The sequence below is a fragment of the Methylobacter tundripaludum genome, assembly GCF_002934365.1.
Lineage (GTDB): Bacteria > Pseudomonadota > Gammaproteobacteria > Methylococcales > Methylomonadaceae > Methylobacter_A > Methylobacter_A tundripaludum_A.
In genome coordinates this window covers 55713-71483 of sequence record NZ_PTIY01000018.1, presented here as the reverse complement: position 1 = coordinate 71483, position 15771 = coordinate 55713, and the positions used below count along the sequence as shown (strand labels likewise).

The following is a 15771-nucleotide window of genomic DNA, read 5'->3' as shown; positions in this document are numbered from 1 at the left end:
TAATAAGCCAGCTTTCCGACTACGACCGGGCTTGTCCAACAACCGGTTCAGATTGTGGCTCGCTATCGCTCACACAATCTAACCTTATTCGTTAGACCGACTCCCGAAGTGCTGTTTCCTGTTCATATAGCCCCTTTAGGCGATAACCGCAGGCTTCCGGTTGGAAGCAAATTAATGCCTCTGGTTGGAAACAAATTAAAAGGCCAGGCATAGTGGCCGCAGGCCACCACTCCTCATCAACTTGCTTAAATATTTCGTGATGCTTCTTAAGCGTGTATTCATAGACTTTCTTAACATGACTAACTGCCTTTGAGTCATCATGATCAAGTGGGATATGGTGAACATAAGCACCAAAAACTTCTTCGCAGAAACGGAAATATTCCCGTGAAAAAAGAACATGCACATGCCAGAACGGATCAACTGGGCGAGAAACAGCATGTGGATTTTGTGCGTCAAGAAGAGCAACTACATAATAACGCTTAAGATTTTCAATGCCCTCGAACACATATTTTTTTGTTGGGCCATGAAGGTCTTTTGAAACCTTTTTCAAAATAGGCTCATAGTCGAAGTCATCAATGAACTGGATTGCCTCTTTGTATTCGTTCGGAACTTCGACCTTGATTTGATCTAATAATGACATTGCAATCTCCTTTGGTTGATAGGTCTAACGTAAAGCTAACCGGGCGCGGCACGGAAAGCTGACAAATAAAACCGCATTATAACCGCGCTCCGGTTGAGCGGCATGTTGGACGACGCGGCCGAGCATACTAAGCGGCAGTTATGACGATCTTTGCCCCATTCCAATCAACTTGCCCAGAAGTATGACGGATTGAGTGATCGTGAAGTAAGCGCACAGGCACCATGACTTGATATGCACTCGCTCCATGCGTCAGTAGGAGAAGCTGCTTTAGATTTGCGTCGCTCTGAGAGAAGAACGCCTGTGCGCTGTACCCATGCACACCGCCAATAGTAGTTATTGTGCCTACTCTTGAATACGGATTACTAACGCGCGTGATTAATAGAGCCTCCTCCTGCAAAAAGCCATCGCCATCCACAAAGAAGGGCTGAGGGTGCTTCCGCGACTCCTTTAGATCCCACAGGCCGTACAGGGGGCGCTCGACTTCTTCTCCGTTCTCGTAACGTCTGGCCTTCCGCACCTTATCGCCCCATGAGCCGTATGCCAGTGAGCCACAATAAAATCCCCAACGAAGACCGTTAGAATGATTAAAGATGGGAAGAAGTATTTCCCTATCACCCTCATTAACTTGCACGAAGTTATGCGCGGTGAACTTCGCGCCTAGGCTATTAGCCACGGGGCCTCCGAGAAGAATAAGGTCGCTACTCTTGTCATCCAACGCAAGCCTCGCATCTTCCTCCGAGACCCTTTCAAAATGCTTCGCATCGCCTAGAGCCGTTATAGCAAATGCTCCGAAAGACTTTGCTGCACTTCGAAGGTAGGGCGATATTCCAGGTGTGCCAGCCACGGCAGCTAGTTTGTTCGTATTACCAGCAAAAAGCTGGATGCCTCTGTTTACGTCAACGATTGAGGCAAGTGCGGCCCTCTCTCCCGCTGTTGCAACAGTGTCGATCAAGTCAGATACGACAACGCAGACCTTGTCCATCGGCCGTGTGAGCAATGCACTGACGGCGAGCATGCCAGCGTCCCTAAGGAATTTCCGCTTCCCCTCATCGGGTCTCTGAGGCGTAGCTTGCCGTTTCGACTTACTCATGCATGATCTCCAATTAGGAAGAATAAACAGGGGGAATGTTACGTGTCTTGACGCCCAACGTTTTGAGTTGAGCGTCGCGATGCGCGCTTTTTGCGCATCGTGTACGCTCTAACGACGCGTTAGCCGATATTTATACTGCACAGTTGTTAATCGTTGGGACGAAAGTGGGGGTGTGTTGACTTTAGAAAGTGATACCCTCGCCCCGTCGTATCAACGCAGTTATACGACGGGGCGAGGGTATCACTTTTAAGAAGAAACAACAACATAAAACCTCTTTTGTTTCAATCGATTAACGTATCTATGGGGTATAAATGTTGGCTAACAAGTTATTATCTAGGTCTGACTATCTTATACTCCTTCCAACCTCAGTTGACAATAATAGCTTTGAAGACTATGTTTTCTAAAGTGGATAACACGCAAATGTGCATAAAAAACAGTTTCTGGATAGCATCAGATGATAGCTCTACCCTCAGAGATATTTGACCCGTTCGATCAGTTGTTGAGAAGCAAGTCACTGCAAAGCAACACCCGATTCGTTTACACCAAATGGCTGCGCTTTTATTGGGATTTTTGCCGGAAGTATCAGCACAATCCATTTTATGCCAATAGTTTGCCGTTGTTTTTAAAAAAATTACAGGATAAACAGCAATCGGAACAATCGCAACAAGAAGCGCATCAGGCCGTTTCCTTGTTCTATGCTATGCAGGCTGCTAACCACAATCCCGTCAATCCGGAGCACATTACCGGTGTTGTTTCAACCAACAAGGATCCAATACTGAAACCGTCAAACCAGCCTTTGCCCCAACAAAGCGGGCATAGCAACCGGCTAACCGCTATCAACCCAACTCCCGTTGATGCGGCTACCCAACCCGTACAAGAGCATTCTGCAACTATACTGATCGCTCCAGCAACAACGGGAGCCAGCTGGGTTTTTGTGTTCGACCGGTTATTGAGTGAAATCAAAATCCGGCATTATTCGCCAAAGACGCTAAAAGCTTATCGAGGGTGGACGCGTCAGTTTCAAAGCTTTACCAAAAGCAAAGATTACAGGTTGTTATCGCAACAGGATGTGGCTGATTTTTTAAGTTTTCTGGCCGTTAAGCAACAGGTCTCTGCATCCACCCAGAATCAGGCGTTCAATGCGTTGTTGTTTTTGTTCAAACAGGTGCTTAAAAAGGAGTTTGGTGAGATCAAAGGCGTAGCAAGAGCAAAACGTAGGCCCTACATACCTGTGGTGTTGTCGCGTGAAGAGATCGATTTAATTTTTGATCATCTGGAAGCCCCGGTCAACTTGATTGCTAAGGTATTATACGGTTGCGGTCTGCGACTCTTTGAATGCTTGAATCTTCGGGTGCATAACCTCAATTTCGATGCGGGGATTTTGACGATCCACGACGGCAAAGGTATGAAAGACCGGACGGTACCCATTCCGCAAGCGATAGTTCCCGCCTTAAAACAGCAATTGCAGAAAGTAATCGCTGTACATGAGGCCGACCTGAAAGCTAAATTTGCCGGTACTTTTTTGCCGGATCAATTGGATCGTAAATATAAGAACGCTGCTAAAGAGTTTATCTGGCAATGGTTATTTCCGGCCCAATCGTTAACTTTGTTGCCCGAAGCGCAGGAATACAGGCGTTATCACATTCATGAATCGGTCGTGCAAAAAGCGATCAAAAAAGCAGTGAATGACGCCAAAATCACCAAACGGGCTTCGGCACATACCTTCAGGCATTCCTTTGCCAGTCATTTATTGCAGGCGAACTACGATATCCGCACGATTCAGGAGTTGTTGGGACACAGCGATTTAAGAACGACGATGATTTATACCCATACGGTGCAAAGCATCACGATCAAGCAGGCCAAGAGTCCGCTTGATTTTGATTCAAAATAAGCCAGAGAAAAACCAAACTGACCATCTGATTATGGCCGATTGTGCCACTTGATTAGCTAAGATCGACAGTCCGCTTTGTATTGGTCTGCTGCCATTTGAAATGTGGGGCGAGTGTTTCTTGTGGGTCGAATTCAGCCGATCATGGCAGCCTACGTTCGGAAAAATACCCCTGGTGCTAAAAGTGGTCATCCAACAAAATGATCGAGGCCACCTACAGAAACCTAAGCCGATCAAGCCATGTCCCCGCCTTCCTTCCAGAGCGCGAACCACTCGGTCAAATCGCGGGTGTCGCCCAGAGCGCAGAGACGGCGATCGACGGCGTCCTGGTTGCCCCACACCACTCCGGTCAAGGCGCCGCCGGCCACGCGCGACTCGATGTCCTTGCAGTAAAGCCCGAGGTCACGCTGGACATAGAACCCGTATGTGCGGCAAGCCACCGGGCGGTGGGCGTAGACCAGGCAGGCCCCGGCCGAGCGGTCCAACAACGGGCAGACGATGGGGCGTGATGGCTGCTCGGCCAGCGTGGCGATGCCCCGGCCGACTTCCCGAAGCCGCTCCGGGGGCAGCGCGGCCAGTCCGTCTTGCAGCAAAGCCCATTCCGCCGCAGTGAGCCGGGGTACTTCGGCGAGCCGCCGGCAACAGCCGTCGCAGCCCATGCGGCATAGCCAATCGGGATTGTCGTTGCGGATAGCTCTTACGCGCGCTTCGATATCGGCATGGAGTTGGGTAAGTGTGTTCATCTTTGTATCCGGCCTTTTTAACAGAGCTTTGGAAAAGCCTTTATTGTCCTGGAAGACTCACCAAATGAGTGGTGGCGAAAACGCTCACCCCATTCGAGACAAGCCAGCACGAACGGTTTTCACACGCTCCAAATGATTTCTTTGGTAGGATGGCTCTGCGACTAGATCTTCCAGGTTTAGCTATTATCCTAAAAATCGCAGTTGATCCGCGATAAATTAGCGCATATTTGCGTGCTTTTTGCGGCTTTCGTGGACGACTTGATTCTCCTGATCAAACAGAAAAACTCTCGCCACAGCCACAAGTGCCTTTTACATTCGGGTTGTTGAACTGGAAGGCTTCGTTAATGCCTTCCCGGCGATAATCCAGTTCTATGCCGTCGACAAATTGCAGGTCGTTTGCGGCTATGATGACTTTGACGTCGAAATTTTCAAACACGGCGTCGCCTTCATTAAGGGCGTCGGCGTAGTCGATGGTATAAGCATAGCCCGAGCAGCCGGATTGTTTTACGCCCAGTTTTAAACCCAGGCCTTTGCCGCGTTTTTCCAGTTGTTTTTTGATTTGCCGGGCGGCGGTTTCGGTTAATGATACAGACATGATTTCCTCTTTATCCTTTGATGGTTAAGGATGTTAATTGTTTAATAAATTCGATAATTTCAGCTTCAGTGTTGGCTTTTCCCAAGCTGATGCGGATCGCGCTTTTTGCCCGATCAGGTTCAACGCCCATGGCGGCCAGGACAGGGCTGGGTTCTCTTAGGCCGCTGGCGCAGGCCGATCCGCTGGAAACGGCGATGCCTTTTTGATCCAGCTGCATCAGCAGCATTTCGCCGTCGATGCCGCGAACGCCGACTTGCACGGTATTGGACAGGCGTTCCGCCTGTTGGGCAAAAACAGTCAGGCCGGGAATGGCTTTTAAGCCGTGTTCCAACAGTGTTCTAAGTTTTAGCAGATGTTCCTGGCGGTCGGCAAGTTCGGCTTTGGCAAGTTCAGCCGCTTTGCCAAAGCCGACGATGGCGGCGACATTTTCGGTCCCTGCCCTGAATCCTTGCTCCTGCCCGCCACCCAGCAAGACAGGATTTATCGCCACGGATTTTTCAAATACCAGTGCGCCGCAGCCTTTGGGGCCGTAGATTTTATGGCTGGACAGCGACATCAAATGCGCGCCGAGCCGGTTGAAATCGACTGGGATTTTGCCCAGCGCCTGTACGGCGTCGGTATGAACGATGATGTCCTGCGCTCGCAGCTGACCGGCATAGTCGGCGATATTCTGTATTGCGCCGGTTTCGTTATTGGCTAGCATGATCGAAACCAGGCCGGGTTTTAGCCGAATAACCTCGTCGACAGCATCCTGCGTTATCAGGCCGTTTGCATCGACATTCAGCAGGTGAAGTTCATGGCCCAGGCTTTGCAAACGCAGGGCAGGCTCGATAACCGAGGGATGTTCTATGGCTGAAACGGCCAGCCCGGCCTGAGGGGCTAAAGTTGCCAAAGCCAGATTATTGGCTTCGGTGCCGCCGCTGGTAAAAATAATTTGCCCCGGCTGAACGCCGATCAGTGCAGCGAGCTGCTCACGCGCTGCATCGACAGCGCTTTTCGAGGCCCTGCCGAGACGATAGAGGCTGGAAGGATTTCCGTAGAATGTTTTCAGGAAGGGAAGCATTGCCTCCAGAACGCGATCATCTATCGGTGTGGTCGCGTTATGATCGAGGTAGATCATTCAGCTTAGGCGTTATTCGGCATGACGATAAATTTCAATGGTGTGTTGTGCTTCGTGATGCTGTCTTTTGGCGACTTCCTGAACCCGATTCTTTTCTAACAGGTCGGCTAAAGAAATGCCCTCCAAATAATTCCTGATCTGCTCACTCAAGCCCATCCACAGGTCATGCGTTAAACAGGATTGATCCTTCTGGCAGTTGGCTTCGCCGCCGCATTTTGTTGAATCAAGCGGTTCATCGACGGCTGCGATAATTTCGGCAATATTAATGTCGCTGGCCTTGCGGCACAGTTTGTAACCGCCGCCAGGTCCGCGCACACCTTTTACCATACCCGCCCGGCGCAAACGGGCAAATAGTTGTTCCAGATAAGACAGGGAAATGGTTTGACGAGCCGCAATGTCGGTCAGGGTTACCGGCTTGATTTGACTGTGAAAAGCCAAATCAATCATTGCAGTAACCGCATAGCGACCTTTAGTAGTTAAGCGCACAGTAGCATCCTCTATAAATACCGTTAAGATATTGTTACTATACTTAACCTAGCAAAATAGTCAACTATTATACCCTTGGTGGCCTATGGTTGGTGAATGGCTCAAGACACAGGACGCATTGGGTAATCTGCAATCAATGCGATGCCGGGTGTTGTTTTCTTTTACAACTCATCTTCGTCATAACCATCCTCAATTTCGCAACCGTCCAATTTGGAGATGGGGGTTTCCGGGTATTTAATGCCGGCGTCATTGAGTGCTTTTTGCAGGGTTTCTATCTGATTGTCCATTGCATGAATATGATCGAGCATGTGATTAATCGCATAGGCGATGGGGTCGGGCATGTCGGTCGTTGCGCCGTAGGCGCTAAAGCCCATTTTGTAGGCTATTTTGTCGCGCTCGGCTGTTGCGACTTTGCTTTTAGGATCGACGACATGGGCTGGAATTCCAACGACGGTTACGCCCGCCGGAACCGGCTTTAACACTACCGAGTTTGAACCCACTCTGGCGTTTTCACCTATGTCGATAGGTCCTAACACTTTTGCCCCCGCACCGACCACCACGCCGTTATGCAGGGTCGGATGACGCTTGCCTTTATCCCAGCTGGTTCCGCCCAGCGTTACGCCGTGATACAAGGTGCAGTCGTCGCCGATAACGGCGGTCTCGCCGATGACCACACCCATGCCGTGATCGATAAAAAAGCGCCTGCCGATGACTGCGCCGGGGTGAATTTCAATCCCGGTCAGCCAGCGGCCGATATGAGCGATAAATCTAGCCAGCCATCTGAATCCTGCCAGCCAGCAAAAATGGCTGAGCCGGTGAATTAAAACGGCATGAAATCCGGGATAGGTGGTAATCACTTCAAAGACGGATTGCGCAGCCGGATCGCGGTCAAAGACGCAGGTAATATCTTCTTTTATTCGGTTAAACATCGGTATTCCTCTTGTGGCCTTGAGACATTCTCAGGATGCCCCGGAGTATGTCCAGTTCCTTGGTGTCCAGTTGTATCCGGTTATAAATCCGGCGTAAGCGCCGCATAATGGACTTTGATTTGGCAGGATGCATAAAGCCTATGTCGGTTAAGGCTTCGGCAAGATGAGTGTAGAAAGATTCCATTTGCGCCGCCGTAGCCAAAGGTTCTTCGCCTTTATCGCCGACGAAGATTTCTTCTTGTGCGGCCAGCCCCGATGTCACGAATAATTCATAACAAACAATCTGGACGGCTGCGGCGATATTTAAGGAACTGTATTCGCTATTGCAGGGAATGCGCAGCAAAAAATGACACAGGTCCAGTTCGTGATTTTTTAAGCCCGAGTTTTCCCGGCCGAAAACGATAGCCACTTTATCGCCAGGGATGGTGTGTATGCCGCAAGACTGCTGGGAGCCGTCGCGGCCGTTGCCCGGTTCATTGATCAATATTTTTTCCGCGCATTCCCTGGGTGTCAGTTCCGGCCAGCTGATGGTCCGGCCTCGGGCGCTGGCGCCAATCACCAGTTGGCAATCGGCAATGGCCTCCTGCAAAGTCCGGCAGACGGTCGCGCCCGCCAACACGTCGTCGGCGCCGGAAGCCCTGGAGGTGGCATCGGCGCTGGGGAATATTTTAGGTGCAACCAGCCAGAGATTATGCATCTTCATGTTTTTCATCGCACGGGCAACAGCGCCTATGTTTCCCGGATGCGTCGTTTCGACCAGCACAATTTTTATAGTAGACAGCAAAGCGTTGTCCTTGGTTAAAAAAAGAGCCTAAGTTTAGCAAAAAATTTGATACTATATGCCGTTTTCGGCAACTGCTCCTGCATTGCTCTACCTCCTGCATCCATGCAGTCGTCTGTGCCTATATAAGAACCATCAGCCTATGCAACCCATGTTAAATACCGCCGTCCGCGCCGCAAGAAGCGCCGGCGACTTGATACTCCGCTCATCTGAAAATATCGACCGTTTACACGTCGACCAAAAAGGTAAAAACGATTACGCCAGCGAGGTTGATCGTATGGCCGAACGGGAAATCATCAATATTATCAAGGCTGCCTATCCCGAGCACAGTATTCTGGCAGAAGAAAGCGGTGCGCAGGAGGGCAACGATTTTGTCTGGATTATCGATCCGCTGGACGGCACGACCAATTTTCTGCACGGTTTTCCGCAATACTGCGTTTCCATTGCCTTGAAACACAAAGGCAGGATTGAAGTCGGCGTCGTTTATGACCCGTTGCGGGACGAGTTATTCACCGCCAAACGCGGCGGCGGGGCTATGCTGAATAACCGCCGCATTCGGGTGACCAAGCAAAACAGCTTGAAAGGCGCATTAATCGGCACCGGTTTTCCGTTTAAGACCGATTTACATATGGATGCTTATTTAGGCATGTTTCGCGCGATAGCGACCGATTCGGCGGGGATTCGCCGCGCAGGCGCGGCGGCGCTTGATTTGGCCTACGTGGCTGCCGGGCGGCTGGATGGTTTTTGGGAAATTGGCCTGATGGAGTGGGATATGGCCGCCGGCATTTTGTTGGTCAAGGAAGCGGGCGGAGCGGCTACCGATTTTTCTTTTAACGATAAGTATTGGGAGTCAGGCAACCTGATCGCTGCAAGTCCCAAAATGCATCAGATCATGTACCAGCTTATAGAGCCGCATGTAACCGATAATTTGAAATAATATCGTTGGTTAGAACAATAGAACACGGATAACTGTAGGCGAAAGGCAAAGGACGAAAGATGCTTTTTTTGCCTTTCGTCCTTTGCCTTTTTTATCCGTTTAAATCCGTCTAATCCACGTCATCCGTGTTCCATTATAAATTCAGCAGTTACGAACCCCGACTTTAAAAAACCTGCAACGCCAGCATGATGGCGTCTTCGCGGCCGTTTTCCGCAGGATAATAACCTTTTCTGATGCCGATTTCGTTGAAGCCCATGTTTTGGTAAAGAGCAAGGGCGACGGTGTTGGAAGGCCGGACTTCCAGGAACATGGTTTCCGCCCGTCCTCTGGCTTCTTCGATAAGATTTTCCAGCATTTTCCGGCCTATCCCTTGCCCCTGTTCGTCCGGCGCTACACAAATATTTAAAACATGGGCCTCGTCGACACCCATGGCGAGTATGCAGTAGCCCAATACGGCATCCTGCTCTTCACAGACCCAGCAGCTATAGTTAGCTCTAAAGCAGTCCCTGAAGATGTCCTCTCCCCAGGGAAATTGATAATTTGCTCTTTCAATCGTCATAACGCCGGGCAAATCGGAACTTCTCATTTTTCTCAGACGCATTAAATCTTTTCTGCCCACGGAGCCGGGGAATAATTTGGCGTAGAACTCTCTATCGGCATCGTAAACCACAAAGTCTTTTATTTTATCTAGCATCATTCCCAACATGATCAACCTTTAATGTTTTTAACTGTTTGCATCGCGAGCTTTAAATCCGCCCAGGCTTTGCGCTTGTCCAGCAATGATCTTAACAAGTACGCCGGGTGATAGACTACAACAAGCGGCGTGCCATTTAAAGCGCGTATTTGCCCTCTGAGTTTACCAATCGGTTCGTCCGTGTTTAGCAACGCCTGTGCGGCAACGCGGCCTAAAACCACGATGATTTTGGGCTTGACTAGCGTTAGTTGTCGCAGCAGGTAAGGCTTGCAGGATTCGATTTCGACGGGTGTCGGGTCGCGGTTGGCGGGCGGGCGGCATTTTACAATATTGGCGATAAAGACCTCTTCCCGATCAAGGCCTATGGCTCTCAGCATTTCCGTTAACAGCTGACCCGCTTTGCCGACAAACGGCAAGCCTTGCTGGTCTTCGCTTTGCCCCGGCCCTTCGCCGATGAACATCCAGCCGGCATTTTTATTGCCCGAGCCGAAAACCGTTTGGATCCGGGTTTTACATAAATCGCATTGCGTGCAGGGGGCTACTTCGGCCTGCAACGCTTCCCAGCTGTCGATTAGTTCAGACGGCGGGGTGCTATCGGCTATAGCATCGGGTGTCGACGCTGGCTCGTGATCGGCGGAGGATCTGGGCACCCAAACATCAATGCCCATAGCCTCCAAGTATTGCAGACGCGTTGCGTTATCCAAGGCCGACTCGCGACTTACTTAGCGTTCCCACGCTCCGGCGTGGGAACGCTGAATCTTTCGCCTTGAACCTTGCGCCTTTCACCTTAATCAAACATCCCCTTTCTGAGGATGCCTGCGTTGATCGGGGCTTTGCAGCTTATTCACGGCATTGATATAAGCCTTGGCCGAAGCGATAACAATGTCGGTATCAGCGCCCAGACCGTTAACGATCCGGCCTGCTTTTTCAAGACGAATAGTGACTTCGCCCTGGGCATCGGTGCCGTTAGTGATGCTGTTTACCGAATAAAGCTCCAGTTTTGCGTTGGTTTTTACCAGTTTTTCTATAGCTTTTAAACTGGCGTCGACAGCGCCGCCGCCGCTTGCCGTACCGGTGGCTTCTTTATTATCCATTCGTAGCGTAACGGTTGCATTGGGTATTTCGCCGGTTTCCGAGCACACTTTCAGGGCGATCAGTTTGACATGTTCGTCTTCGGCCTCAAAACCGGCTTCCGAAATCAAGGTCTGCAAATCTTCATCGAAGATTTCGTGCTTTTTATCGGCCAACTGTTTAAAGCGGGCGAAAGCCTCGTTCAACTCGGCTTCCGAGCCGAATTCAAAGCCCAATTCGGTGATGCGGCTTTTAAACGCATTTCTGCCCGAATGCTTGCCCAGCACCATCCGGTTGGCCGTCCAGCCGACATCCTCAGCGCGCATGATTTCGTAAGTCTCGCGGCTTTTCAAGACGCCGTCCTGGTGGATGCCCGCCTCATGGGCGAAGGCATTGGCGCCGACGATGGCCTTGTTAGGCTGCACGGGAAATCCGGTGATAGACGATACCAGTTTCGAGCAAGTCAAGATCTCGCGGGTGTCGATGCCGGTTTGGCAGGTGAATACATCCTTACGGGTGCGCACCGCCATGACCACTTCTTCCAGCGACGCGTTGCCGGCGCGCTCGCCCAAACCGTTAATCGTGCATTCAACCTGGCGTGCGCCGTTCATGACCGCCGACAGGGAGTTGGCGACCGCAAGGCCCAAATCGTTGTGGCAATGCACGGAGAAAATCGCCTTGTCCGAATTGGGAATGCGGCGGATCAGGTTGGCAATGGTTGCTCCGAATTGGTCGGGCACGCTGTAACCGACGGTATCGGGAATGTTCAGCGTCGTGGCTCCGGCATCGATAACCGCTTCAAGAATCCGGCACAAAAAGTCTTCTTCAGAGCGTCCGGCATCTTCCGGCGAAAATTCGACGTTATCGGTATATTGCCGCGCACGTTTGACCGCCCTGACCGCGTATTCGATGACCTGTTCCGGCTGCATCTGCAATTTCATCTGCATATGGATCGGCGAGGTGGCGATAAAGGTATGAATCCGCGATTGGTTAGCGCCTTTAAGCGCTTCGCCCGCGCGGTCGATGTCCTTGTCCAGGGCTCTGGCCAGCCCGCACACTACGCTGTCCTTGATCACGTTGGCGACCGCCTGCACGGCTTCAAAATCGCCGGGGCTGGCCGCAGGAAAACCGGCCTCGATCACATCAACCTTTAAACGCTCCAAAGCCTTGGCAATGCGGATTTTCTCGTCGCGCGTCATCGAAGCGCCGGGGCTTTGTTCGCCGTCGCGCAAAGTGGTGTCGAATATTATTAATTTGTCTTTCATAAAAAACTCCATTCTCGGCAATTGCTCCTGCATTGCTCTACCTCCTGCATCCATGCAGTCGATGAAGTGCCTTCAACTGTAGCGTTGATGCACGAATATAGGGGATTTAAATCATTAAATATAGAAAAAGATATGTGCCCGTCAGGGCAGGAATCTTAAAGGCAGGCATAGCCACGCACACAAAGCTGTTCCGGCGGATATTGCGACGGAAAGAGGATTTTGAAATGCAGGGTTGATTTGAATAAACATGGTCGTGACTATACGCCAATGGCTGAGCGGCCTCAAGCAGATTTTACGATTTACGCCCTTGCAGCCTGCGTCTGCGCATGACCAGGGTAATAACCGGGCCTGAAATCGCGTAGCCTAAAAACAACAGGAATAACATCGTTTGCGGTTGCGCCATTACAAAAGAGATGCCCAGCATGGCCGCAATGGTGACGATAAACGGTACTTTGCCTTTCAAGTCGATTTTTTTGAAACTCCAGTAGCGGAAGTTACTGACCATCAGCAAGCCGGTGCTGACCGTTAAGGCGAGGGCAAAATATTTGAACAGCTCGATGTCGTATTTATACTCCAGGCAAATCCAGATAAACCCGGCAAGAATAGCGGCGGCGGCGGGACTGGGAAGTCCCTGGAAATAATTTTTATCGGCCGTTGCCAGTTGGGTATTGAATCGCGCCAAGCGCAATGCGCCGCCCGCCGCATGGACGAATGCGGCAAACAGGCCTAATTTGCCGAGGCTGGCAAACGCCCATGAATACATGACCAACGCGGGAGCCGCGCCGAATGAAACCATGTCCGAAAGACTGTCGTACTGAGCGCCGAATTCGCTTTGCGTATTGGTCAATCTCGCTACCCGGCCATCCATGCCGTCCAGAATCATCGCTACAAAAATGGCGATAACAGCGGTTTCATAACGCCCGCCCATCGCCGAAGTAATCGCATAGAAACCGGAAAACAAAGCTCCCGTGGTAAATAAATTGGGCAGTAAATAAATTCCACGGCGACGAGTTGAGCGTTTTTCTGGAAGCATATTTCAATCAATCCTTTAAGAGTTTTAGGAAGTCAGTAACCAATATTGCGCTGAATTATACAATGAGCCCGCAAGCTGCACCTAGCTTAATAAAAGGGGTAAAAGATATAAACCCGCTATGTTGATGGGGCGACACTAAGTTGGTGTAACCAATATTCCTTAAAGTCGCCTTAGCTGAAAACGGCGGATCAAGCATGATCAATCCAGTAAAAAATTAGCCTGTTTTTGCTGAACATTGGCTGTAGCATCCGTGGTTTCGTCTTTTAAATTAACACCCGAAAGCTGTAACTTTTCGGCCTCATTGACTAAAAACAGCAATTTCTTTAGCGCCTGCTGATAACTCAGTCCGTTGTTATGAATATTGGAAATACAATTGCGGTCGGCATCGGTGCTTATGCCGGATCTGGCCTGATAGGTGAAGTAAATGCCCATGCTGTCGGGTGAGCTTAAGCCGGGTCTTTCGCCGATCAATACCATACACAGCTTGGCCGAATAGTGTTCCGCAACGGCATCGCCAATCGCTACGCGCCCGTGTTTTATCAGGCACACCGGCGGCAGTCTGTAATCCCTTTGTTGTAGTTCGGGCAGTAATAAACGCAGGAACGGTTCGGCGTGATGCTCGATGGCTGTAGACGATAAGCCGTCCGCAACAACGACAACCGCATCAACCGGGAGGTGTGCGTTGTGCCGCAAACAGGCCGCCGCCGATGCGCTTAACAAGCGGCCGAGATCGGGGCGCTGCAAATATATAGTCTGGTTTTCCGCCTGAGTTTGCAAGGTCAGCGTTTGATAGCCCTCTTTCTTTAAGCGCTGTTCGAGTCCTGCAAAATCCAGCGGGATGTTGACCGCATCGCGGGCCAACGCATGCGCCAGCTGAAAATCCAGGCAGGCGCGGGTCGGCAGGCTCATTCCCACCCGCCCTAAAGCGATACGCGCCGGGGTGAATTGTTTCAGGCTGAGCCAGGGATCTTGGGCAATCGTCGGTTCATTATTGTTGCTCATCGCCGTACCCAATCAGTTTTTGTAAAGCCGGTTTAAATAGGGCCGGTACATCGGGCTGTTGTTGCAGCTGATTTACGGCATTAAAAATCCCGTGTTGTTGCAGCCATTGCTCAAACTCGGGGGCGGGTCTGAGTCCCAGCACCTGGCGCAGATAAAGCGCATCATGGAAAGACGTGGATTGATAATTGAGCATCACGTCATCGGCACCGGGAACACCCATAATAAACGTTCCTCCGGCAACGGCGAATTGCGTCAGCAGCATATCCATATCGTCCTGGTCGGCTTCGGCGTGGTTGGTGTAGCAGACATCGCAACCCATCGGCAGGCCCAGCAGTTTTCCGCAGAAATGATCTTCCAGGCCGGCGCGGATGATCTGTTTGCCGTCGTAAAGATATTCCGGGCCGATAAAACCGACCACGGTATTGACCAGCAGCGGTTTGAATTTGCGCGCAACCGCATAAGCCCTGGCCTCACAGGTTTGCTGGTCTAGTCCTTGATGGGCGTTGGCGGACAGCGCGCTGCCTTGACCGGTTTCAAAATACATGCAGTTATCGCCCAGCGCGCCGCGGCCCAGTTCCAGCGCGGCCAGCCGGGCTTCGTTTAATAGCTCCAGAGTAATGCCGAAGCTGTCGTTGGCTTTTTGCGTGCCGGCAATGGATTGAAACACCAAATCGACCGGCGCGCCTTGTTCGATGGCTTTCAAGGTCGTGGTCACATGCGCCAGCACGCAGGATTGCGTCGGTATTCGATAGCGTTCGATCACATCGTGCAGCATGTGCAGCAAGCGCGAGGTCGCCTCAAGATTGTCCGAAGCCGGGTTAATGCCGATAACGGCATCGCCGCAACCGTACAGCAAACCGTCCAATAGACTGGCGGCGACACCGGCCGGATCATCGGTCGGATGATTCGGTTGCAAGCGTGTGGACAAGCGGTTTTCCAGGCCGATAGTATTGCGAAAGCGGGTAATCACGCGGCATTTTTTAGCGACCAGAATCAAATCCTGGATGCGCATGATTTTGGAGACGGCGGCCGCCATTTCCGGCGTGACGCCTGGGGTTATAGCGGTCAGCATTTCCGTTGTCGCCCGCTCGGACAGCAGCCAGTTACGAAAATCGCCGACCGTCAGGTGACTGATGGCCGCAAAAGCCGCGCTATCATGTTCGTCGATAATCAAGCGGGTGACTTCATCCTGCTCATAAGGCACCAATACTTCATTAAGAAACTGTTTCAGCGGCACATCGGCAAGCACCCATTGTGCGGCGACCCGCTCAAGGTTAGTGGCGGCGCCCACGCCGGCAAGATAATCGCCTGAACGCGCCGGTGTGGCCTTAGCCATCAGGTTGCGCAGCGTTTTAAAGTCGTAGACCTGATCGGCAATGCGGGTCTTATACATGAGCGGTTTGTCCCAGGATTTGGAACGCTTAAGATAGCATTATCTTATGAAAACTGCGTTACACAGAGATACAGACAAAGAACTGATGTTACGCAGGTCGCCAA

Annotated in this window: 16 protein-coding genes; 2 read left to right on the top strand and 14 right to left on the bottom strand. The window is 51.2% G+C overall.

Annotated elements, in window-relative coordinates; genetic code table 11:
- Positions 1-91: 91 nt before the first annotated feature.
- Together B0F88_RS17000 and B0F88_RS16995 are read right to left on the bottom strand one after the other, a co-directional pair.
- Positions 92-640 (bottom strand): glycine-rich domain-containing protein, encoded by a 549-nt coding sequence (locus tag B0F88_RS17000; RefSeq protein WP_104425137.1) that lies wholly within the window; start codon positions 638-640, stop codon positions 92-94.
- A 127-nt stretch (positions 641-767) separates the two neighbouring features.
- Entirely contained in the window at positions 768-1730 is a 963-nt protein-coding gene (locus tag B0F88_RS16995; protein WP_104425136.1) for a hypothetical protein, read from the bottom strand.
- 454 nt (positions 1731-2184) lie between these two features.
- Here B0F88_RS16995 and B0F88_RS16990 point away from each other — a divergent pair, with 454 nt between their 5' ends.
- Positions 2185-3621 carry an integron integrase gene (locus B0F88_RS16990; protein ID WP_104425135.1) on the top strand — a complete coding sequence of 479 codons (1437 nt, stop codon included), beginning with the start codon at positions 2185-2187 and terminating at the stop codon, positions 3619-3621.
- A 230-nt stretch (positions 3622-3851) separates the two neighbouring features.
- Here the strand turns inward: B0F88_RS16990 and B0F88_RS16985 are convergent, their stop codons facing one another.
- The 6 genes from B0F88_RS16985 to B0F88_RS16960 form a co-directional block, all read right to left on the bottom strand.
- A complete protein-coding gene (locus B0F88_RS16985) occupies positions 3852-4361 on the bottom strand; it encodes a YkgJ family cysteine cluster protein (protein WP_104425134.1) in 510 nt (169 codons plus the stop codon).
- 271 nt (positions 4362-4632) lie between these two features.
- Positions 4633-4956, bottom strand: coding sequence for a HesB/IscA family protein (locus B0F88_RS16980; protein WP_104425133.1), 324 nt, complete (start codon positions 4954-4956; stop codon positions 4633-4635).
- Between the two features lie 10 nt (positions 4957-4966).
- Entirely contained in the window at positions 4967-6076 is a 1110-nt protein-coding gene (locus B0F88_RS16975) for a cysteine desulfurase family protein (RefSeq protein WP_104425132.1), read from the bottom strand.
- Between the two features lie 12 nt (positions 6077-6088).
- The gene (gene iscR / locus B0F88_RS16970) at positions 6089-6562 is read right to left on the bottom strand and encodes a Fe-S cluster assembly transcriptional regulator IscR (RefSeq protein WP_104425131.1); all 474 of its coding nucleotides are present in this window, start codon (positions 6560-6562) and stop codon (positions 6089-6091) included.
- A 161-nt stretch (positions 6563-6723) separates the two neighbouring features.
- Positions 6724-7491 (bottom strand): serine O-acetyltransferase, encoded by a 768-nt coding sequence (cysE, locus tag B0F88_RS16965; protein ID WP_104425130.1) that lies wholly within the window; start codon positions 7489-7491, stop codon positions 6724-6726.
- Entirely contained in the window at positions 7484-8275 is a 792-nt protein-coding gene (locus B0F88_RS16960) for an RNA methyltransferase (protein ID WP_104425129.1), read from the bottom strand. The genes cysE and B0F88_RS16960 overlap by 8 nt, the downstream gene beginning before the upstream one ends.
- 139 nt (positions 8276-8414) lie before the next feature.
- Between B0F88_RS16960 and B0F88_RS16955 the strand changes: the two genes are divergently transcribed.
- On the top strand, positions 8415-9209 hold the full coding sequence (locus B0F88_RS16955) for an inositol monophosphatase family protein (RefSeq protein WP_104425128.1): 795 nt from the start codon (positions 8415-8417) through the stop codon (positions 9207-9209).
- 163 nt (positions 9210-9372) lie between these two features.
- Here the strand turns inward: B0F88_RS16955 and rimI are convergent, their stop codons facing one another.
- The 6 genes from rimI to B0F88_RS16925 all read right to left on the bottom strand — a co-directional run bounded on the left by rimI (position 9373) and on the right by B0F88_RS16925 (position 15667).
- Complete coding sequence (gene rimI / locus B0F88_RS16950; RefSeq protein WP_104425127.1) at positions 9373-9915, bottom strand: ribosomal protein S18-alanine N-acetyltransferase; 543 nt, start codon at positions 9913-9915, stop codon at positions 9373-9375.
- A 2-nt stretch (positions 9916-9917) separates the two neighbouring features.
- Complete coding sequence (locus B0F88_RS16945) at positions 9918-10607, bottom strand: uracil-DNA glycosylase (protein WP_181049943.1); 690 nt, start codon at positions 10605-10607, stop codon at positions 9918-9920.
- A gap of 87 nt (positions 10608-10694) precedes the next feature.
- On the bottom strand, positions 10695-12239 hold the full coding sequence (locus B0F88_RS16940; protein ID WP_104425140.1) for a 2-isopropylmalate synthase: 1545 nt from the start codon (positions 12237-12239) through the stop codon (positions 10695-10697).
- 292 nt (positions 12240-12531) lie between these two features.
- Positions 12532-13272, bottom strand: a complete 741-nt coding sequence (pssA, locus tag B0F88_RS16935) for a CDP-diacylglycerol--serine O-phosphatidyltransferase (protein WP_104425125.1) — start codon at positions 13270-13272, stop codon at positions 12532-12534.
- 198 nt (positions 13273-13470) lie between these two features.
- Positions 13471-14274, bottom strand: coding sequence for an ethanolamine ammonia-lyase subunit EutC (gene eutC, locus B0F88_RS16930; protein WP_104425124.1), 804 nt, complete (start codon positions 14272-14274; stop codon positions 13471-13473).
- Entirely contained in the window at positions 14261-15667 is a 1407-nt protein-coding gene (locus tag B0F88_RS16925) for an ethanolamine ammonia-lyase subunit EutB (RefSeq protein WP_104425123.1), read from the bottom strand. The genes eutC and B0F88_RS16925 overlap by 14 nt, the downstream gene beginning before the upstream one ends.
- Positions 15668-15771 lie beyond the last annotated feature (104 nt).

What these genes read in the sequence shown, in the direction of transcription:
- B0F88_RS16980 (WP_104425133.1), bottom strand. Translation starts at nt 4,956, where the DNA reads ATGTCTGTATCATTAACCGAAACCGCCGCCCGGCAAATCAAAAAACAA.
- pssA (WP_104425125.1), bottom strand. Translation starts at nt 13,272, where the DNA reads ATGCTTCCAGAAAAACGCTCAACTCGTCGCCGTGGAATTTATTTACTG.
- rimI (WP_104425127.1), bottom strand. Translation starts at nt 9,915, where the DNA reads ATGTTGGGAATGATGCTAGATAAAATAAAAGACTTTGTGGTTTACGAT.
- B0F88_RS16985 (WP_104425134.1), bottom strand. Translation starts at nt 4,361, where the DNA reads ATGAACACACTTACCCAACTCCATGCCGATATCGAAGCGCGCGTAAGA.
- B0F88_RS17000 (WP_104425137.1), bottom strand. Translation starts at nt 640, where the DNA reads ATGTCATTATTAGATCAAATCAAGGTCGAAGTTCCGAACGAATACAAA.
- B0F88_RS16955 (WP_104425128.1), top strand. Translation starts at nt 8,415, where the DNA reads ATGCAACCCATGTTAAATACCGCCGTCCGCGCCGCAAGAAGCGCCGGC.
- B0F88_RS16940 (WP_104425140.1), bottom strand. Translation starts at nt 12,239, where the DNA reads ATGAAAGACAAATTAATAATATTCGACACCACTTTGCGCGACGGCGAA.
- cysE (WP_104425130.1), bottom strand. Translation starts at nt 7,491, where the DNA reads ATGTTTAACCGAATAAAAGAAGATATTACCTGCGTCTTTGACCGCGAT.
- B0F88_RS16990 (WP_104425135.1), top strand. Translation starts at nt 2,185, where the DNA reads ATGATAGCTCTACCCTCAGAGATATTTGACCCGTTCGATCAGTTGTTG.
- B0F88_RS16975 (WP_104425132.1), bottom strand. Translation starts at nt 6,076, where the DNA reads ATGATCTACCTCGATCATAACGCGACCACACCGATAGATGATCGCGTT.
- eutC (WP_104425124.1), bottom strand. Translation starts at nt 14,274, where the DNA reads ATGAGCAACAATAATGAACCGACGATTGCCCAAGATCCCTGGCTCAGC.
- B0F88_RS16925 (WP_104425123.1), bottom strand. Translation starts at nt 15,667, where the DNA reads ATGTATAAGACCCGCATTGCCGATCAGGTCTACGACTTTAAAACGCTG.
- B0F88_RS16995 (WP_104425136.1), bottom strand. Translation starts at nt 1,730, where the DNA reads ATGAGTAAGTCGAAACGGCAAGCTACGCCTCAGAGACCCGATGAGGGG.